The organism is Salinilacustrithrix flava (assembly GCF_041228405.1).
GTDB lineage: Bacteria > Actinomycetota > Acidimicrobiia > Acidimicrobiales > Salinilacustritrichaceae > Salinilacustrithrix > Salinilacustrithrix flava.
The window spans coordinates 3,323,854-3,342,235 of the sequence record NZ_CP133888.1 but is presented as its reverse complement, the minus strand read 5'-3'; the positions used below and the strand labels follow the sequence as shown (position 1 = coordinate 3,342,235).

Sequence of the window (18,382 nt, the reverse complement as noted above, 5' to 3'; positions counted from 1 at the left end):
CGCTACTGTCGCCGGACCGTGGACGCCGACCAGATCCTCGATGCGCTGCGGCCCCTCGTCCTCGTGGTCGACGGCACCGGCACGGTCTCCGAGCTCCGGGGCGGGTACGGCGGCTTCCTCGGCCACGACGACGTCACCAGGTGGGTCGGCGCCAGCGTCTTCGACCACGTCGCGCCCCACCACGTGGACGAGCTGGCCAGCTACTTCATCGAGAGCGCGGGGCGCTCGGCGGACGCGCGCTCGCTCCCGCTGCCGTTCCGGCTCGCCATCATCGGCGGGGACGGGCTCGAGCACGACGTCGACATCATCCCCGCCGAACACGAGGACGCTGGCGGCGAGGGCCGGTGGGTCGTCACGGTCGTGCCGGTCGCCCTGCAGGCCTCGGTCTCCCGCTCGCTGGAGGCGGAGATGGCCGGCGCACCCCGCCAGCGCGTGAAGGAGCTGCTCACCGAGGAGCTGGCGGTCGACAACATGCACTACACCTCGCGGTGGTTCCTCGTGGACCTCACGGCGCCGAGCGGGCCGACCGTGACCACCGCTCGCCCCCAGGACACGGCCATGGCCGACGCCATCGCCGAGCAGGTGGCGAAGCACGGCTGGCGACCGTGGGGCAAGACACGGGCCGGCGAGCTCGCCACGCTCCAGGTCGACGAGCTGCCGGCCAGCCTGCAGCCCATCGCCGCCGAGCACCGCTGGCGCCGCGTGGCGGTCACCCCGGTGCTGGTCGACGGCTCGCTCGCCGCGGCCTACCTGCTCTTCGGGCGGGTCCCCGACGACTACGACGTCACCGAGGTGAACAGCAACGTGCTGTCCCGGGTCAGGCGCCTCATCGACGCCACCGCCCTGCTCATCGCCCGGTGGCACGACCGCGACCGCCTCGTTGCCGCAGCCACCCGCGACCCGCTCACCGGCCTCGCCAACCGTGATGCCTTCGCCGACGCCCTCGCCGAGTGCGCCGACGAGGCCACGCTGCTCTACATCGACGTCGACCGCTTCAAGAGCGTCAACGACCGCTACGGCCACGACGTGGGTGACCGCGTCCTGGTCGAGATCGCTCGTCGGATCGTCGCCGCCTGCCGGCCGGACGACGTCGTCGCCCGCTTCGGCGGCGACGAGTTCGTGGTGCTCCTCGACGGCATCGGGCTCGAGCAGGGGCGCCAGATCGGCGAGCGCATCGTGGAGATGGTCGCCGCCCCGAACGAGGACCTCGCCGACCTCGCCCCGGTCACGGTCAGCGTCGGCCTCGCCCCGGTGGTGCTGCGCGACGACGCCGTCCAGGCCGCTGACACCGCCATGCTGCGGGCCAAGCGAGACGGGCGGGCCCGGCTCGTGACCGCGCAGCAGCCCTAGCCGGGAGGCCGCTTGGCGGCGCGGAAGCGCACGACCGTGATGACCGCCATGCCGACGGCGAGGACGAACCAGCCGGCCGCGAGCGCCCCGGTGCTCATCGCCGCCGCGAGGAAGAACCCGAGGGTGAGCAGTGCCGAGATCGCCCAGGATGCGTCCACCGGCCCACGATAGGACCTCAGGTGGGCGGGAGCGGGACCGGGCGGTCGCGGAAGCGGAGCATGGCGGCGAGCGCCTCGGTCCTCGGCATCGGGACGCCGGCCTCCCGGGCCGTCCGGATCGCGACCTCGTAGATCGCGTCGATCTCGAGTGGCCGTCCGGCGGCCAGATCCAGCTTCATCGACGGGTCGTACGGGCGCATGGCGTCGGTCGCGGCCAGCATCTCGTCGCGGAACGCCCCCGGGACGTCGTGGCCGCCGGCGCGGGCACCGGCGATCACCTCGTCCATCAGGTCGGCGACGAGGGCGCGGGCGGCCGCGTCCGCGAGGAGGGTCTCGGTGCTGGCGTCGAGGAGCGTGCACAGGCCGTTGAAGGGGATGTTCCAGACCAGCTTGCGCCACCGGGCGACGCCGAGGTCGCCGAGCACGGCCGTCTCCACCCCGGCGCGCCGGAGATCGGCGGCGACCCCGTCGGCAGCGGGCAGGTGCTCGACCTCCAGCGGCGCGAGGGTGACCGCGCCGTAGTCGAGGTGCTCGGCCCGACCGGGACCGTGGCGGTGGGCGCACACGAAGCAGAGCCCGCCGAGCACGGCACCGACGCCGGGGACCTGTGCCCGCACGACCTCCTCGGCACCGAGGCCGTTCTGGAACACGGCGATCGTCGCCCCGGGGACGCCGGCACCGGACAGCAGCTCCCCGAGCCGGCCGTTGGCCGTCGTCTTGGTCGCGACCACCACGACGTCTGAGGCCGGCAGCGCCCCCGGTTCAGAGGCCACGACCACGTCGGCGGGCTCGATCCGCAGCCTGCGGCCCTCGCTCAGGACCTCGATCCCCTCGGCGGCGATGGTGTCGGCGCCCGATCGGACCAGCCAGCGGACGGGGTGCCCGGCCACCGCGAGGCGGGTGCCGTACAGGAGCCCGACCGCGCCCGCACCGACGATGGTGTAGCTGCGTCGACCGTCAGGGTCAGTCGTCATCGGCGTCTCGCAGCGCCCGGCCGATCTCGACGGGGACCGTCCACGAGCGCTCCGGACGGTGGTGCTCCCGCGCCCAGGCCACCGTGAGCGGGTCCGCCCCGGCGTCCGCCAGCAGCGCGGCGCCGATCTCGTCGTGGTGCAGGTAGCGCCCGATGCGACCCCGGATGCCCGTCTCGTCCCGCCAGCGCGCCCCGCGCCGTCGACCGACCAGCGTCGCGACGGCCCGCCCGACGGTGCCCAGATCTGCGTCGACCTTGCCGACGTCGTGCAGCAGGGCAGCAGCCACCACGGCTCGGTCGGCGCCGGATTCGCCAGCCACGGTGCGGGCCACGCCGACCGAGTGCTTCTGGTCGGCCCGGGACATGCGCTGCCAGAGCTGACGCTCGCCCGGAAGGAGCCGGGCGGTCGCCCACCCCTCGTCGTCGGCCTTCAGCGGCACCGGCGACAGCGAGCCGAGGAACCGGCGGACCAGGTGGATCGGCCCGGCCACGGCAGGATCAGGCGTGCTGGATGCAGAACCGGGTGGCCGGCATGACCTCGAGGCGGTCGGGGCCGATGGTGTCCCCGCAGACCTCGCAGGTGCCGTAGGTGCCCGAGTCCATGCGCTCCAGCGCCTTCTCGATGTCGTCCAGGTCGCGTCGGAGCTGGTCGTAGAGGACCTTGTTCTCCCCGCGCTCGGCCGCGACCTGGCCCGAGTCGGCGAAGTTGTCGTCGTAGGACAGGTCGTCCTCCTTCGCGTCGAGCTCGTGCACCTTCGAGCGGAGCATGTCGCGCTCCTGTTCGAGCGCGACGCGGCGTTCGTCGTCGGTGGAGGGCTCGACGGGGTCGGACATGGCCGAAGGATAGACAACCCGGCCCGACGTCCGGCCCATGGTCCCGGGGCAGATCTCCGGGTGAGGAGGCGCGCCGGTGGGCAAGAACTGTCACAAGCGAAGCGGAAGGATGGACATGGGACCCCGGGGCAAGACGATCAGCGCCGCGACCGGCACGCGACGGGGGCGGTGGCCGGGCCTGGCGGCCCTCCTCGCGGTCGTGGTCCTGTCGGCCGCGTGCTCCTCGATCATCAAGCCGGTCGAACCCGGCAACCGGTACGGCACCGCAGCGGCGCTGGCCGGTGAGGCCTTCCCCGACGGCGCCGACGTCGCCCTCCTCGCCACCGGACGCAGCTTCGCCGACGCCCTCGCCGCGGCGCCGCTCTCCGCCGCGCGGTCCGGCCCGATCCTGCTCACCGAGCCGGGCGCGATCCCCGACGAGACCGCCGGGGCCCTCGACGACCTCGGCGTCAGCGAGGTCATCTTGCTGGGCGGGCCCTCGGCCATCAGCGAGGATGTGGCCGACGAGCTCGCCGAGTCCTACGAGGTCCGGCGACAGGCCGGTGACGACCGCTTCCAGACCGCAGCCCAGCTCGCCCTGCTCGCCCACCCGGACGGGGCCGACACCGTCCTGCTCGCCACCGGCGCCGACTTCGCCGATGCCCTCGCCGCTGCGCCGCTCGCCGCCGCCGAGGGCGCGCCGATCCTGCTGGCTGGCGCCGATCGCCTCCCCGCTGCGACGTCGGAGGCGCTGACGGAGCTGGGGGCCGACCAGGTGCTCGTGCTCGGTGGCGAGGCGGCGATCGGTCCCGCCGTCGAGCAGCAGCTCGTCGCCGAGGGCTACGACGTCTCCCGCACCGCCGGTGCCGACCGCTTCGACACCGCTGCGCTGCTGGCCGAGGCCGCGTTCCCCGACGGCGCCACGGTCGCCCTGCTCACCACCGGGCGGGACTTCCCCGACGCCCTGGCCGCGGCTCCCCTGTCCGCGGCTCGCGGCGGACCGATCCTGCTCGTCGACGGCAACAGCGTCCCCCCGGCCACCAGCGACGCGCTCGACGCCCTCGGCGTGGACGAGGTGCTCCTGCTCGGCGGGACCGCCGTCGTCGGCGAACCGGTGGCCGAGCGCCTGTCAGAAGCCGACTACGAGGTGACCCGCTTCCCCGAGTGACCCCGAGGCCCCGTGGTGCGCTCAGATGCCGGCGCGGGGGTGGGCCGAGCGCCAGGCGGCGACGAGCCGCTCGGTGGAGATCTTGGTGTACACCTGCGTCGTCGCGATCGAGGCGTGGCCCAGCAGCTCCTGCACGGCGCGGATGTCGGCACCGTGGTCGAGCAGGTGGGTGGCACAGGAGTGGCGCAGGACGTGGGGCGTGAGCCGGTCACCGAGCCCGGCATCGGCGGCATGGGCCTTCACCACCAGCCAGGTGCCCTGGCGCCCGAGGCGCCCGCCGCGCTGGTTGAGGAACACCGCCTGCTCGTCGTCCCGGCGTCGCCAGCGGGACGGGATCATCGCCCCCCGCCCCTCGACGGTCAGCCACGCGCCGAGCGCATCGGCCGCCGCACCGAGGACCGGCACGACCCGCTCCTTGTCGCCCTTGCCCACGACCCGCACGAACCCGTCGTGCAGGTCGAGATCCTGCAGCGACATCGACACCAGCTCCGAGATGCGCACCCCCGTGCCGTAGAGGGTCTCGAGGATGGCGCGATCGCGGCGGGCGACCGGATCGTCCCCGACCACGCGCGACAGCAGGGCGTCGACCTCGGCCTCGGTGAGCGCCTTGGGCAGGCCTCGGGCCACGGGAGGCGGGGCCACGTCGGCCCCGACGTCGGCCGCGACGTGGCCCTCCTCCGCCAGGTACCGGTGCAGGTTGCGGGCGGCCACGATCCGGCGCTTGCGCGTCGAGGGGGCGAGCCCCTGATCGCCGAGGTCGCCGACCCAACCGACCAGGTCGTCCTCGGTCACGTCCGCCACCTCCCGGCCGAGGTGCTGGAGGTGCGCCGCCCAGGCCCGCAGGTCCCGGCGGTACGCCTCGACGGTGGATCGGGCCCGGCCGCGCTCCAGCCGCAGCCAGGTCAGGTACTCCTCGATCTCCAGCGGCAGCTGCTCGTCCGGGTCGGACCCGTTCACCGGGATCGGACGAGGGCGACGGCGATGACCGTCTTCGCGTCCGTCAGCCGGCCGTCGGCGATCATCGCGCCCAGGTCGTCGAGGTGGTGGCGCTCGATGGTCATGGCCTCCTCCTCGGGACCCTGGGCGTCGGAGTCGACGTCGCGGAGGCCGGTGGCGAGGTAGACGTCGACGACCTCGTCGGACATGCCGGGGGCGTTGTGGAACGACACCAGGTGCTCGAGGTGCGCGGCTTCGAGGCCGACCTCCTCGGCCAGCTCCCGGCCGGCGGTCTCCTCGGTGGGCTCCCCCTCGACGTCGCGGATGCCGGCGGGGATCTCGAGCATGTGCGCGTCGAGCGGCGCCCGGTACTGGCGCACGAGCGTCACCGTGCCGTCCACGTGCAGCGGCAGGACCGCGACCGCACCGGGGTGGCGGATGATGTCGCGGGTGAACGTGTCCCCGTCGGGCCCCTCGAAGGTGCCGATGACGACGCGCATGACGTGACCGTCATAGACGGCCTCCTCGCCCTGCAGCCGGAAGGTGGTCACCGGCTAGTCGGCGGCGACGCTGCTCGGCTGCTCGACCGGCGAGTCCAGGTCGAACAGGTGGGGCTTGCGTCCCTCGGCTCGAGCGAGCGCGGCCGCCACGAAGGCCCGGAACAGCGGGGCCGGGCGGGTCGGGCGGCTCTTGAGCTCGGGGTGCGCCTGGGTACCGACCCAGAACGGGTGCCCTCGGAGCTCGATGAACTCGACCAGGCGGCCGTCGGGCGACTCGCCGCACAGCAGCAGGTCGCTGGCCTCGAACCGGGACCGGTAGCGGGGGTTGAACTCGTAGCGGTGGCGGTGCCGCTCGGACACCACGGTGCTCCCGTAGGCCTCGGCGACCTTCGACCCGGGCGTGAGCTGGGCCACGTAGGCGCCGAGGCGCATGGTGCCGCCCATGTCGGTGACGTCGTGCTGGCTCGGCATGATCGTGATCACCGGGTCGACCGCGGCCGGCTCCATCTCCGTGGAGTTCGCGCCCGGCAGGTCGAGCATGTTGCGGGCGTAGTCGACGACCATCATCTGCAGGCCGAGACACAGCCCGAGGCACGGGATCTCGTTCTCCCGCGTGTAGCGGGCGGCTTCGATCTTGCCCTCGGTGCCGCGCTCGCCGAACCCGCCCGGGATGACGACGCCGTCGAGGTCGCGGAGGCGGCCGTCGGCCATGAGGCCCTCGACCTCCTCGGCCTGGATCCACTCGAACTCGACGTCGACGCCGAGGTCGAACCCGCCGTGCTTGGTGGCCTCGACCACCGACAGGTAGGCGTCCTGGAGGGCCACGTACTTGCCGATGATGCCGATGCGCACCGGGCGCGTCGCGGCGTCGACCTTGGCGACGAGGGCCTCCCACTCCCGCAGGTCCGGGGCGGGCAGGTCGGTCATCTGCAGCACCTCGCAGACGACGGAGTCGAGGCCCTCCTCGTGGAGCACGAGTGGGATCTCGTAGATGTTGCCGGCGTCGGCCGCGTTCACGACCCCGTCGGCGTGGACATCGCACAGGCGGCTGATCTTGTGCTTCAGGTCGTCGGGGATGGGGTCCGCCGAGCGGACCACGATGGCGTCGGGCTGGATGCCCCGGCTGCGCAGCTCGGTGACGGAGTGCTGCGTCGGCTTGGTCTTCTGCTCCCCCGACGGACCGATGTAGGGCACGAGCGTGACGTGGACGTAGCAGACGTTGCCCCGGCCGACGTCGAGGCGGAACTGGCGGATCGCCTCGAGGAACGGGAGGATCTCGATGTCGCCGACGGTGCCGCCCACCTCGGTGATGACCACGTCGACGTCGTCGTTGGCCAGCCGGCTGATGCGCCGCTTGATCTCGTCGGTGATGTGCGGGATGACCTGGACGGTCTTGCCGAGGTAGTCCCCGCGCCGCTCGGCGGCCAGGACCGCGGAGTAGATCGAGCCGGTCGTGGCGTTGGAGTCCTTCGTCAGGCTCTCGTCGATGAAGCGCTCGTAGTGGCCCAGGTCAAGGTCGGTCTCACCCCCGTCGTCGGTGACGAACACCTCGCCGTGCTCGAAGGGGTTCATCGTCCCCGGGTCGACGTTGATGTACGGGTCGAGCTTCTGGAGCGTGACCCGCAGGCCCCGGGCCTTCAGCAGACGGCCCAGCGAGGAGGCGGTGAGGCCCTTGCCCAGGCTGCTCGTCACGCCACCCGTCACGAAGATGTGTTTCGTCACGGGACCACAGCCTAGGCCCGCGCCGGCCCGGGCGGGACGATCCTGCTCCGGTGCCGTCCGACACCGGCCCTCGCCGTCAGTCGAAGTCGGCCCAGCCCGAGGTGTCCACGAGGTCCATGGCCCGGAGGCGCTCCACGCTCGGGCGGTACCAATCGACGAGGCGGGCACGCAGGTCGGCGGGGATCGGCGGCGGCGCATCGGGGCGGTCGCGGGCCGCACGCAACCGCCCGAGCCGCGCCACGGCCGCGTCGGGCAGCACCCGCTTCAGGGTGGGTTGGACAGCTCGCACGACCCGGCCGACGCGGGCTCGCATCTCTCCCCCGGCCACGCCCGACCGGTTGTACTGCACGCCGGTGTCGAAGTCGTGGCGGGGCACGCCGAGGTGGTCGCAGATCCGCTCCAGCGCCGCGTCCGGCCGGCCCGTGACCTCGTCGTAGCTGAGGACGAGCAGCGCATCCGGGCCGAACACGTCGAGGTGGCGCTGCAGCTGCTCGTCGTAGAGGCCCATGCGCAGGACGTGGCTGGCGCCGGCGTAGGGCGAGTAGCCGGGCGGCTCGGCCATCTCCTGCTCGCAGCCCCGGGTGAAGGCGGCGATCGCGGTCTCCGGGCTGTCGCGCCGGATGTGCAGCCAGTGGCTGTAGGCCCGGTCGACCGGGTTGCGCAGCACCGCCACCAGCTTCGGGTGCGGCAGCGCCCGGCGGATCTGCTCCGGAGCCTCCCGGACGTAGAGGTAGAGCGGGGAGGCCTCGCCGAGCACGTCGCCGACCCCTGCGTGGGCGAAGAGCTGCTCGTAGGCGTGGCGGTCGGGGACGGACTTGGTCACGATCGACGAGCCGGGTTCGATCAGCGGCCGGGGCGGGTCGGTCGAGTGGTCGAACGCGAAGTGGTTCGGCTCCTTGATCCGCGACATCGTGATGCCCGGGTGCTGGTCGAGGTAGTAGTGCAGCGAGGTCGTGGCCGACCGGGCCGCACCGATCACCAGGAAGTCCGGCAGCGTCACGGCCCCAGCATGCCTCAGGGGGCCGGTGGGAGGCGGCCGAGGCCGTCGAACCAGCGCAGCGGACGGACCTGCTGGATCACCCGGCTGAAGCTGACCCGCTCGCTGAGCAGGTTCAGGGCAGCCACGACGACCAGCACCACGGCCCGCGTGGAGGGAGCGGTGGTGAGCAACACCGCCAGCGCCAGGGTCGCACCCAGCACGTTCGCGCCGGTGTCCCCCAGCATCAGCCGCTCCCGCAGGTCCGGGACCAGCAGGGCCGCCAGCGTGCCGAGCACGACGGCCGGCCCGGCCAGGTCCGGATCGATGCCGGCGACGACGGCGATCGGGACCGCCGCCAGCAGCGACACCTTCGCGAGGCGGCCGGGGGCCCGGTCGAACAGGTTCGCCAGGTTGGCGGACAGCGCGATGAGCGCGGCGTCGGCCAGGAGCACCCAGAAGCGCTCGCGGGCGGTGGGGGCGGCGACGAGCACCGCGAGCGCGCCACCTCCGAAGAGCTTCACCGCGCCCGTGGTGAGCTGACGGGAACGCAGGGCCGACAGGTGTCCCCGGAACCCCTGCGCCTCCCGGTCGCCGGCGAGGTCGTCGAAGAGGCCGAGCAGCCCGAACCCGGCGGCGGCCAGCACGGAGACGGCCAGGGCCCCCTGGGGCACCTGCACCAGGTCTCCGGCGTCGAGCAGCACGAGGCTGGCGCCGGCGGCGAGCAGCACCACGGGCAGCACGATGCCGACGGCGACCGGGACCTCGAAGCCCCTGACGTTCGTCCGCAGGAACAGCGGTGCGGAGAAGACCCGGGCCAGCATCGGCCAGGCCAGCGCTCCCCCAGCGGCGCCGAGGCCGAAGGCGAGCGCCAACACGACCGGGTCGTTCACGTCTCGACGTCCGTGGGGACCATCGCAACGTCGTGGGTGCGGACCACGAGGTACGCGACGTGGGGCAGCAGCAAGGTGAGCATGACCGCGGGGATCGCGATGCCGGAGTCGTTCACGACGCCGCCGATGACGCCGGTGGCCAGCACGCCGACGACGCACGCCCGCATGCCCGGGACGCGCTGGAACAGGGTCCGCAGGAAGCGCGGCGGCCGCCAGATGAGGAAGGCCAGGAAGGCCAGGGCGGCGGGGATCACGAGCGACCACACCGACGACAGCAGGATGTTCAGGTTGGCGTTGATCTTGCGCTCGATCACGGTGCTGAGGCCGGCGATCCCCTCGTCGCCGAGTGTCTGGTCGATCAGGCGGCCGAGGTGGGTCTGGTCCTGGGGGTCGCGCTGCAGGTCGACGACGCCGAAGATCGCCAGCACGAGGGCGGTCAGCACGCCGACGCCCACGAGGCGGCGCAGGTCGATGCGGGCATCGGTGAGGGCCAGCATGGTGATGGCCAGCCCGGACACGACCGAGATGGTGCCGCCGACGTTGGCCCCGAGGGCGGGCAGGCCCACGGCGAGCACCGCGAGCAGGAACACGCCGGCGACGATGGCCAGGTCGTAGCGACGGTCGCCCTGGTCGCGGCGGGCGCCGCCCAGCAGCTCCCGGCGACCCCAGACCCCCGTGACCGCGATGATCAGAGCGGCCACCATCAGCGCCCAGGCCAGGTTGCCGTAGCCGGCGAGGCGGCCGGCGACGATCGCGCCACCGCCGTAGCCGAACGCGGTGTCGATCTGCAGCGGACCGCCGAGGGCGATGTCGCCCACCAGCAGCACGACCGTGGCCGACATGAGCAGCACGGAGGGGACCAGGGCGCGGGAGTGGACCCGACCACCCGCGACAGCGCGGGCGGTGACCAGGTGGGCGATGGCGGCGACCAGGCCGGACACGGCGAAGATGGCGGCGATCGCGCCGCCGACGCTGAGGCGCCAGTAGGGGAAGACCCCGGCGAGGAAGGAGACGAACGGGAGCGCCATCCCGGCGAGGAGGAGGAACGCGACGGTGCCGGCCAGCCGTCGGCGCTTGTTGGAGAGCGCGTACGCCGCCACCGCATAGGTGAGGATCTGGCTGATGATGAACAGGACCGTGAGGGGCCCCGACAGGCTGTTGCGGAACAGCGCTCGGACGTTGTCGTCGGCGAGCGCCCGGAAGGTGGTGGCGTCGGGGGCGCCTCCGCCCGACGAGGCGATCGGTGCCGCGCTCATCTCGTCCGGCTTCTCGATGCCGAGGGCGTCGAGCACCGTCGGGCCGATGTCGGGCAGCGTGACGTAGCCGTCCCGTCGGGAGGTGCCGCTGCGGGCCAGCCCCGGCTCGAGGCCGGCGCCGGCGGCGGCGGCCACCACCAGCTGGTCGGCCCCGACCGGTGAGACCGGTGAGACCACGAGCACCAGGTCCCGGTCGAGGTCGACCTGCTCGAGCAGCGCGCCGAGGAGCTCGTCGGTGCGGGCGAGGGCATCGGCGGCCACCGCATCGGCGACTTCGGGGGTCACCACCGGCTCGGTCGCCTCGGCCCGGAGCAGGTCGCTCAGCTCGACGAGCACCACGTCGGAGTCGTCCCAGACCCGTTCCACCTCGGACAGCACCGTCCCCGCGTCCAGCGCCACCCCACCGGGCAGGTCGGGGCCGCTCTCGAGCAGTCCGCCATCGACCCGTCCCCGGGCGACCTGGCCCCGTTCGTCGACGACGGCGAGGGCGGCCTGGCGGCTGAGCTCGGCCAGCGGCGGCTCCACCACGACCTCGGCGTTGCCGACGACGGCGGCCGAGAGACCTGCGGCGCGCAGCGCGCGGCCGAGCGAGCCCGGCTCGGAGCCGTAGAGGAGGTCGTCGTTGCGCCGCTGGATGGCGGCGGCGCCGAGCTGGAGCACCTCGGCGTCGCCCGGGTCGACGCCGAAGCGCCGCTCGTAGACGGCGGTGACCGGCTCGCCCTCGTAGGTCGCGTCCGGCGGGAAGGCGAGGGACGCGTATGCGCTCGGGACGGACGTGCGGTTCCCGGCCCCCATCGTGGCGTAGCCCTCGCCCAGGTCCGTGTCGATGCCGATCGTGCGCACGCTCGCGGAGGCGACCGCGGACCGCTCGAGCAGCGCGACGAGGTTGGCGGGCTCCTCGTCGGCGACGAGGTCCCACGAGAGCGTGGGGATCGACACCACGAGCACCCGGTCCGCGTCGGCCCGCGAGGTGCTGGAGCGCCCCGGGAGCACCACCAGTGCGACGGCGACCGCGACGACCAGTGCTGCGACGGCGATCCGGATCGGCTTCATCGGGGGGACACGACCTCTTCGTAGACGTCCCGGACGGCAGCGGCGAGGGCAACGGGTCGGAACCGCTCGGCCGATCCTGACACCTCACCGTCCGGGCGGGACGAACCCGCCAGCGCGGCCACGACGGCCTCCGCCAGTCGAGCGGCGTCGCCGACCGGCACGACCCGGCCCGATGCCGGATCGATCACCTCGCGGACGAGGCCCACGTCGGTGGACACGACCGGGCGACCGAGGGCCAGGGCCTCCAGCACGACGAGGGGCCCGGATTCCCACTGCGACGTGACCACGACCAGGTCGGCCGCGGCCAGCTCGCTGTCCACGGTCGGACGAGCGCCGCCGAGGTGGACGACCTGCTCGAGGCCGCGGGCGGCGATCGATTGCTCCAGCTCGGCCCGGAGCGGGCCGTCCCCGAACACGAACCAGCGCAGCCCCGGCCGCTGGTCGCGGACCGCGGCGGCGGCGTCCAGGAGCACGTGCAGGCCCTTCTGCGCGTGGAGGCGCGCGGCGGTGACGACCAGGTCCTCGTCGGCGGCCACGCCGAGCTCGGCCCGGACCTGCTGCGGCGTGCGCGTCGGGACCGGCGGCGGGCCCGCCGGCGGGATCACGTGGATGCGGTCGGCACCGGGCCGGCCGGCGAAGCGGCGCGCGACCTCGCCGGAGACGGCGATCGTGGCGTCGGCGCGGCCGGGGAGCCGCTCCTCCAGCCGGCGCAGCAGCGGCGCCGACCACCCGGCGACCTCGTCGAGCACGAGGTTGTGGATGCTGACGACCAGCGGCGGGCGGGGGTGCACGGTGGAGGCCACCCAACCGGCCTTGAGGCCGTGGGCGTGCACGACGTCGACCCCGTCGAGCAGCGGCCGGAGCGCCCGCCGGGCGGCGAGCACCTGGTCGGGTCGCAGACCGCCGGGGATCGGGACCACGTGGTCGAGCGCGTCGAGCACCCCGGCCGGACCGGCGGTGCGCACCTCCCAGCCGGCAGCCCGGAGCTGCTCGCTGACGTAGGCGACGTGGCGGCGTATGCCCCCGATGGAGGGTCCGAGCAGCTCGAGCGCGACGCGACGGGTCACGTCGACCCCTCCCCCGTCGCCGGACCGCCCCGGAGCAGGCCCACGATGGCCATCGGCCGCGGCCCGCCGAGGAGGGCCTGCACGGCCACGTGCACCGCGGCCACGGCGCTGCCGCCGAGCACCACGATGCCGAGCGAGCCGAGGCGCGAGTCCCACGTCAGACCGGCGACCACGCCGAGCACGGCCGCCGAGGCGACCGCGGCGGCAGCGAGCTGGGGGCCGAGGGCGGCGAGCAGGCGGATCGGCACGTCCCGTCGCCGGAGCCGGCGGGTCACCACCGCGCCGAGCACCAGGGCACCGACGAGGTAGGTGCCGGAGTGGGCCCACGCCAGCGCGGCGACGAGCTCGTCCCCGTCGACGGTGGCGGCGGCCAGGGCCATCGCGACGACGCCCAGGGCGACCACGGCGGCGTGGGCGGTGGCGGGCGTCCGGGTGTCCTCCATGGCGTAGAGCATGCGCGTCAGGAAGTAGAAGAGCGCGTATCCCACCAGGCCGGGGGCGAAGCCACGCACCACGTCGGCGATCAGATCGGCGCCCCCGGGCCCGACGTTGCCGAACGACGCGACCCTGGCCAGCGGCTCGGCGAGCACCCCCAGGGCGACGGCGCTCGGGAGCACGAACAGCGCGATGGCCGTGGTGCCGCGCCGGACCGTGGCGCGCACCTCGTCCCAGCGCTGCGCGTGCACGTGCCGGGCCGCGGCCGGGAACATCGTCGTGAGCACCGGCAGGGCGAACAGCGAGTGCGGCAGGAGGAAGAACGTGAACCCGACCTGGTAGGCGATCACGCCGCCCTCGGTGCGGTTCGCGAACAGCAGCACCGCGCCGAGGAAGACCTGGGTCATGGCCAGGTAGAGCGCGGCCCAGCCCCCCTGCCGGGCCAGGAACCGCAGCGCCGGGTCGGACCGGTCGAGGTTCGGTCGGAAGCGGAAGCCGGCCCGACGTGCGCCGAGGATGGGCAGGGCGCAGAACGCGACCACGCCGAACGTGGTGCCGCCGGCGAGCACCGCGATCTCCGCTGCGCTGAGGTCGAGGCTCGGCTCCTGGCCCCGCCGCATCCACCAGAACAGCCCGTACGCGCCGCACACCACGACGTTGTTCACCGCCGGTGCGATGGCGGGCAGGGCGAAGCGGCCCCGGGCGTGGAGCACGGCGGTGGCCACCAACCCGACGTCGTACACCAGGATCTGGGGCAGGAACACGAGCAGGAAGACGGTGCCGAGCGCGACCTGGTCGGCGCGGACGGCGGGGTCGTCCACGCCGGACACCAGCACCCGCATCAGCAGCGGTGACGCCAGCGCGCCGAGGACGGCGAGGCCGGCCAGGACGGCGAGCGTCAGGCCCAGCACCGAGCCGGCCAGGCGCTCGGCGTCGTCGTCGTCACCCCGGTCGAAGCGGGCGACCAGCGCCGGCACCAGCACCGCCTGCAGCGCGCCGGCGGCGAACAGCTCGAACACGATGTTCGGGATCGTGTTCGCCGACTGGTACGTGTTGCCGAGGAACGTCGTGCCGAGCACGGCCGCCACGACCACGACGCGGACGAACCCGGTGATGCGGCTCACCGCCGTCAGGACGGTCTGCGTCGCCGTCGAGCGGGCGAGGCTGCGCCGCTCGTCGACGCGGGCGGTCACGGGTCCTGGAGCGGCGGCAGCAGCGCGGAGGCGCCCTCGCCGAGCCCGTAGTGGCCGACGGTCGAGCTGGCCAGGTCCTCGACGGCCAGGACCGTGGCCATCCAGCCCTGGAAGTGGTCGAGGCGGTCCACGGTGGACACCATGGATCGCAGCTCTTCGTCGGACCGGATGGCTGCGACGGCCTCCGACACCGCGGCGCCGTCGCCCAGTGCCGAGGTCACGACGGTCCGGATGGGCACGTCCACGCCCTCGGTCAGCCGGTCGACGAAGGGCTGCACGAACACGTCGTCGGGCAGGGTCGGTGAGCCACCGACCAGCACGACCCGCACGCCGTCGGGCAGGGTCAGCTCGTCCTGGCCCTCGCTGACCGGCTCGAACACGAGGAAGCCGGCATCGACGAGCGCCTGGGCCAGCAGCGGATCCGTCGGGTCCTCCGTGCCGTCGACCTCGTCGTCGCCAGACGCATCGTCCGGGTCGCCGGGCGGATCCGGGACCGTCCCGCCCACGTCGACCCCCTCCGACGGGGTCTCGGCATCGCCCTCCTCACCGCCGACATCGTCAGCGTCGCCGGCGGGCGCGCCCGTTGCATCCCCCTCCTCGGACGCGTCCTCGGTGGCGGCGTCGACCGCAGCGTCTCGCCGCTGGCTGGTCTGCACCTCCCGGCCGAGCCGGTCGATCACCAGGCGACGCAGCCGCGCCGGGTCGCCGGAGGGCTCCTCGAGCACGGCAGCGAGATCGTCGATGTCGGCCTCGTCGGCCAGCAGGAAGCGCTCGGTGAGCCACCACTCGCCGAGCACGTCGGCGCCGGCGGCCTGGAGCGACTCGACGGCACCGTCCACGTCGGCGTCGTCCACCCCGGCCGAGGCCATGACCACGACGGGCACGGCCTCCAACCGGCCGGCGAGCAGCCCGGCGCCCTGCTCGTCGAGGGCGGACTGCAGGGCCTCGGCCTCGGCGAGCTCGTCCTCGAGCACCTCGATCTGCTCGTCCCGGTCGCCCAACCTGGTCTCGAGGTTCTCGAGCTGGCCGTTGAGGTTCTCGACGGTCGCCCGGTCGAGGAACGTCGAGCCGAGCGTCAGCCCGATGCCGATGGCGAGGAAGACCGCGGTGAGCGAGACGATGTGGTAGCGGAGGTTGATCATGAGGTGAACGAGACCCAGTACGTGCGGATGACCAGCCGGATCGGCTCGCTGACGAGGACGATCACGACCATGGTGAAGACGGCGGCGAGCACGAGGAGGAGCAGGTCCCGGGTGCGCACCGTGGACCGGTAGAGGCGGCTCACGCCCTTGGCGTCGACCAGCATCATGCCCACCTTCATGCGGACGAGGAAGGTGGAGGCCATGCCGGCCCGCCCCTTGTCGAGGAACTCCACCATCGAGTTGTGCGTGCCGACGGCCACGATGAGCTCGCAGCCCTTCTCGTAGGACAGGAGCATGGCGATGTCCTCGCTCGTGCCCTCGGACCCGTACACCTCGTAGTCGAGGCCGAGGCCGTCGAGGCGCTCGCCACCGGGGGCCCGCCCGTCCCGGTAGCCGTGGACGATGAGGCGGGCGCCGCAGCGCAGGGCTTCCTCCGAGACCGAATCCATGTCGCCGATGATCACGTCCGGCTTGCGGCCGGCCTCGAGCAGGGCGTCGGCCCCGCCGTCCACGGCGATGAGGATCGGCTTCTGGTCGGCGATGTAGCCGGAGCGGCGCAGCAGGTTCAGATCGTCCTTGTAGCCCACGCCCCGCACCACGATGAGCACGTGGCGCCCGCGGAAGTCCACGCCCGGCACCTCGGGCACGTCGGGCTCGTCGACGAGCAGGTGGCCCTCGGCCTGGATGTAGCGCAGGGTGTTCTCGGCGAAGCGCTCGAGCTCGGCGCCCATGGTCGACTTCGCGGCCAGGATCCGGTCCTGCAGGCCCTCGTGGGTCTGGCGCTCGCCGGTGGCGATCTCGTCGTCGCCGAGGAGGATCGTGCCGTCCTGGATCGTGATCCGGCTGCCCTCCTCGATCGCCATCACCTCGGCACCGGCGGCATCGATCAGGGGGATGCCGGCCTCGGTGAGGGCGAGGGGGCCGATGTTCGGGTACCGCCCGGTCATCGACGACGACGCGTTGACCACCGCGGCTGGGCGGGCGCCGACGAGGGTCTCGGCCGCGACCCCGTCCAGGTCCTCGTGGTCGATGACGGCGATGTCACCGGGTTGGAGCCGGCTCACCAACGCCTTGGTGCGTCGATCGACCCGGGCGATGCCGGACAGCGAGGGTTGCCCGGAGACCGCGGCAGGCTGGGTCACGCCTGCCTCCGAGCCTCGGCGGCGGCGTCGAGCAGCTCGAGCGCGTGCTCCCGGCCGGCTTCGCTCTCCGGCTGGCCGGAGAGCATTCTGGCGATCTCCTCGACCCGGGCGTCGTCGCCGAGGGCCGTGACGGTGGCCGTCGTGGAGGTGTCGGTCGCCGACTTGGCGACCCGCAGCTGGCGGTCGGCGAAGGCCGCGACCTGCGCGAGGTGGGTGACGACCAGGATCTGGTGGCGGCCCGCCAGGGCGGCCAGTGCCGTGGCCACCGCCCACGCGGTCTCGCCGCCGATGCCGGCGTCCACCTCGTCGAACACCAGCGACGGCGGCCCTGCGGTGAGCTCGAGGCGCAGGGCCAGGGTGGCGCGCGACAGCTCACCGCCGGAGGCGACCTTGGAGATCGGTGCCGGCGCACCGCCGGGGTTCGCGGCGAGCAGGAAGCGCACGTCGTCGGCGGGTCCGTCGCCCTCGACCACGACCTCCACGCGCGCGGCCGGCATGGCCAGGGCTCGGAGGCGCTCCTCGACGCCGCCGGCCAGCACCGGCGCCGCCGCCTTGCGCGCCTTGGCCACGGCGGCGGCCGCGGAGGCCTCCGCCTTCCGGGCGCTCGCCAGCTCGGCCTCGAGCGCCTCGGCCCGGGCGTCGTGGCCGAGCAGCTCGTCCAGCCGGCGACGGATGGCCTCGCGCTCGTCCAGCACCTCGGCGAGGGTGTCGCCGTACTTGCGGCGCAGCTCGGCGAGCAGCTGGCGACGCTGGCGGATGGCCACCAGGCGCTCGGGATCGTCGGCGATGCCCTCGGCGACGTCGCGGAGGTCGTGGGCCGCCTCGGTGACCTCGGCGGCCGCGGAGCGCAACCGGCCCTCGAGCTCGGCGAAGGGCCCGCGGCCGCCGACCAGGCCGATGACCGACTGCAGCTGGTGGGCGACGCCCTCGTCCCCGACCAGGGCCTCGGCTGCTGCCGCTGCCGCGTCCCGGTGGGCGACGGCGTCGGCGAGCAGGTCCTCCTCCTCGTCGAGGCGATCGTCCTCATCGGGGTCCTCGAGCGCGGCGTCGTCGAGCTCGGTGAGCTGGTAGCGGAGCAGGTCGATCTCCCGGGCCCGGCTGCGCTCGTCCCCGCCGAGCTCGTCGAGCTGGGCCGAGACCGCGGCCACCTGGGCCCGCGCGTCGCGGAGCGGCTGCAGGTCGACGCCGGCGAACCGGTCGAGCGCGTGGCGCTGGGAGGACGCCTGCAGGAGCTGCTGGTGGGCGTGCTGGCCGTGCAGCTCGACGAGCGCGCCGCCCCGCTCGGCCAGCTCGGCGACGGTGACGGGCCGCCCGTTGACGTAGGCCCGGCTGCGGCTGCCGGTGGCGGCCGGGATCACCCGCGAGAGGACGACCTCCTCGCCCTCCGCCGTCACGAAGCGGCCGTCGACGATGGCCTCCTCGGCGCCGGGGCGCACCACCGAGGCGTCGGCGCGGGCGCCGAGCAGCAGCTGGATCGCCCCGACGACCAGCGACTTGCCCGCACCGGTCTCACCGGTCAGGGCGGTGAGGCCCTCGTCGAGCACGAGTCGGGCATCGGCGAACACGCCGAGGTCACGCACGGCCAGCTCCGCGATCACCGTGGGT

General features: G+C 73.8%; 17 protein-coding genes. 2 read left to right on the top strand and 15 right to left on the bottom strand.

Going from position 1 to position 18,382, the window contains the following annotated elements:
- The first annotated feature begins 18 nt into the window (after positions 1-18).
- On the top strand, positions 19-1,350 hold the full coding sequence (locus tag RGQ06_RS16385; RefSeq protein ID WP_432429401.1) for a diguanylate cyclase: 1,332 nt from the start codon (positions 19-21) through the stop codon (positions 1,348-1,350).
- Here RGQ06_RS16385 and RGQ06_RS16380 read toward each other — a convergent pair.
- From RGQ06_RS16380 to RGQ06_RS16365, 4 genes are read right to left on the bottom strand one after another with little or no spacing between them, the layout of a single operon-like run.
- Positions 1,347-1,508 carry a hypothetical protein gene (locus tag RGQ06_RS16380; protein ID WP_432429402.1) on the bottom strand — a complete coding sequence of 54 codons (162 nt, stop codon included), beginning with the start codon at positions 1,506-1,508 and terminating at the stop codon, positions 1,347-1,349. The genes RGQ06_RS16385 and RGQ06_RS16380 overlap by 4 nt on opposite strands.
- Positions 1,509-1,525: 17 nt before the next feature.
- Positions 1,526-2,482 (bottom strand): 2-dehydropantoate 2-reductase, encoded by a 957-nt coding sequence (locus RGQ06_RS16375; protein ID WP_432429403.1) that lies wholly within the window; start codon positions 2,480-2,482, stop codon positions 1,526-1,528.
- The gene (locus tag RGQ06_RS16370; RefSeq protein ID WP_432429404.1) at positions 2,472-2,972 is read right to left on the bottom strand and encodes an HD domain-containing protein; all 501 of its coding nucleotides are present in this window, start codon (positions 2,970-2,972) and stop codon (positions 2,472-2,474) included. The genes RGQ06_RS16375 and RGQ06_RS16370 overlap by 11 nt, the downstream gene beginning before the upstream one ends.
- Before the next feature lie 7 nt (positions 2,973-2,979).
- On the bottom strand, positions 2,980-3,315 hold the full coding sequence (locus RGQ06_RS16365) for a TraR/DksA family transcriptional regulator (RefSeq protein ID WP_432429405.1): 336 nt from the start codon (positions 3,313-3,315) through the stop codon (positions 2,980-2,982).
- Between the two features lie 109 nt (positions 3,316-3,424).
- On the opposite strand from RGQ06_RS16365, the gene RGQ06_RS16360 reads away from it, so the two are divergent.
- Positions 3,425-4,462, top strand: a complete 1,038-nt coding sequence (locus RGQ06_RS16360; RefSeq protein ID WP_432429406.1) for a cell wall-binding repeat-containing protein — start codon at positions 3,425-3,427, stop codon at positions 4,460-4,462.
- Positions 4,463-4,483: 21 nt separating this feature from the next.
- Here RGQ06_RS16360 and RGQ06_RS16355 read toward each other — a convergent pair whose 3' ends face one another.
- The 11 genes from RGQ06_RS16355 to recN all read right to left on the bottom strand — a co-directional run bounded on the left by RGQ06_RS16355 (position 4,484) and on the right by recN (position 18,375).
- Positions 4,484-5,419, bottom strand: coding sequence for a site-specific tyrosine recombinase (locus tag RGQ06_RS16355; RefSeq protein WP_432429407.1), 936 nt, complete (start codon positions 5,417-5,419; stop codon positions 4,484-4,486).
- A complete protein-coding gene (locus RGQ06_RS16350; protein WP_432429408.1) occupies positions 5,416-5,949 on the bottom strand; it encodes an NUDIX domain-containing protein in 534 nt (177 codons plus the stop codon). Before RGQ06_RS16350 ends, RGQ06_RS16355 begins: the two co-directional genes overlap by 4 nt.
- Positions 5,950-5,952: 3 nt before the next feature.
- Positions 5,953-7,620, bottom strand: a complete 1,668-nt coding sequence (locus RGQ06_RS16345; protein ID WP_432429409.1) for a CTP synthase — start codon at positions 7,618-7,620, stop codon at positions 5,953-5,955.
- Between the two features lie 76 nt (positions 7,621-7,696).
- Entirely contained in the window at positions 7,697-8,620 is a 924-nt protein-coding gene (locus RGQ06_RS16340) for a sulfotransferase (protein WP_432429410.1), read from the bottom strand.
- Positions 8,621-8,634: 14 nt separating this feature from the next.
- Complete coding sequence (locus tag RGQ06_RS16335) at positions 8,635-9,489, bottom strand: hypothetical protein (protein WP_432429411.1); 855 nt, start codon at positions 9,487-9,489, stop codon at positions 8,635-8,637.
- Positions 9,486-11,798 carry a hypothetical protein gene (locus RGQ06_RS16330; RefSeq protein ID WP_432429412.1) on the bottom strand — a complete coding sequence of 771 codons (2,313 nt, stop codon included), beginning with the start codon at positions 11,796-11,798 and terminating at the stop codon, positions 9,486-9,488. Before RGQ06_RS16330 ends, RGQ06_RS16335 begins: the two co-directional genes overlap by 4 nt.
- Positions 11,795-12,865 (bottom strand): glycosyltransferase family 4 protein, encoded by a 1,071-nt coding sequence (locus tag RGQ06_RS16325; RefSeq protein ID WP_432429413.1) that lies wholly within the window; start codon positions 12,863-12,865, stop codon positions 11,795-11,797. Before RGQ06_RS16325 ends, RGQ06_RS16330 begins: the two co-directional genes overlap by 4 nt.
- Positions 12,862-14,493 carry a murein biosynthesis integral membrane protein MurJ gene (murJ, locus tag RGQ06_RS16320; protein WP_432429414.1) on the bottom strand — a complete coding sequence of 544 codons (1,632 nt, stop codon included), beginning with the start codon at positions 14,491-14,493 and terminating at the stop codon, positions 12,862-12,864. Before murJ ends, RGQ06_RS16325 begins: the two co-directional genes overlap by 4 nt.
- Entirely contained in the window at positions 14,490-15,635 is a 1,146-nt protein-coding gene (locus RGQ06_RS16315) for a copper transporter (protein ID WP_432429415.1), read from the bottom strand. The genes murJ and RGQ06_RS16315 overlap by 4 nt, the downstream gene beginning before the upstream one ends.
- The gene (gene steA, locus RGQ06_RS16310; RefSeq protein WP_432429416.1) at positions 15,632-16,777 is read right to left on the bottom strand and encodes a putative cytokinetic ring protein SteA; all 1,146 of its coding nucleotides are present in this window, start codon (positions 16,775-16,777) and stop codon (positions 15,632-15,634) included. The genes RGQ06_RS16315 and steA overlap by 4 nt, the downstream gene beginning before the upstream one ends.
- A complete protein-coding gene (gene recN, locus RGQ06_RS16305; protein WP_432429417.1) occupies positions 16,774-18,375 on the bottom strand; it encodes a DNA repair protein RecN in 1,602 nt (533 codons plus the stop codon). Before recN ends, steA begins: the two co-directional genes overlap by 4 nt.
- Positions 18,376-18,382: the final 7 nt, after the last annotated feature.